Origin of the sequence: Bradyrhizobium sp. NBAIM08 (genome assembly GCF_020193935.1) — a bacterium.
In the GTDB taxonomy this organism is placed as follows: Bacteria; Pseudomonadota; Alphaproteobacteria; order Rhizobiales; family Xanthobacteraceae; genus Bradyrhizobium; species Bradyrhizobium yuanmingense.
In genome coordinates this window covers 1-442 of record NZ_JADYVR010000416.1, presented here as the reverse complement: position 1 = coordinate 442, position 442 = coordinate 1, and the positions used below count along the sequence as shown (strand labels likewise).

Genomic DNA, 442 nt, shown 5'->3' with positions numbered 1-442 from the left:
AGAAGAAGCTCGCCGGCAAGACGCTCATCCTGTTCGTCGTCGCGCCCCTGCTGCTGCTCGGCGGCGGCGGTGCAGGCGCGTACTTCATGTTCTTCAACAAGAAGCACGACGAGCATGCCGAAGAGCACAAGGAAGAGAAGAAGCCGCCGAAGCCGATGGTCTTCTACAACATGCCCGAACTGCTCGTGAACCTGAACGGGCAGGGACGGCGCTCCAACTTCCTGAAGATCAGCCTCAGCCTCGAACTCGACGACGCGGCCGATATCCCGAAGCTCGAGGCGGTGCTGCCGCGCATCGTCGACGCCTTCCAGACCTATCTGCGCGAGCTGCGGCCCGAGGATCTGCGCGGCTCTGCCGGTCTCTATCGCCTACGCGAGGAGCTGCTCGCGCGTGTCAACACCTCGGCACAGCCGGCCAAGGTGAACGACGTGCTGTTCAAGGA

At 63.1% G+C, this 442-nt stretch carries 1 protein-coding gene; it reads left to right on the top strand.

Features of this window, described 5'->3' with window-relative positions; translation table 11 throughout:
- The coding region (locus tag I6F37_RS40190; RefSeq protein WP_225154406.1) for a flagellar basal body-associated FliL family protein at positions 1-442 on the top strand (442 nt) is incomplete at both ends.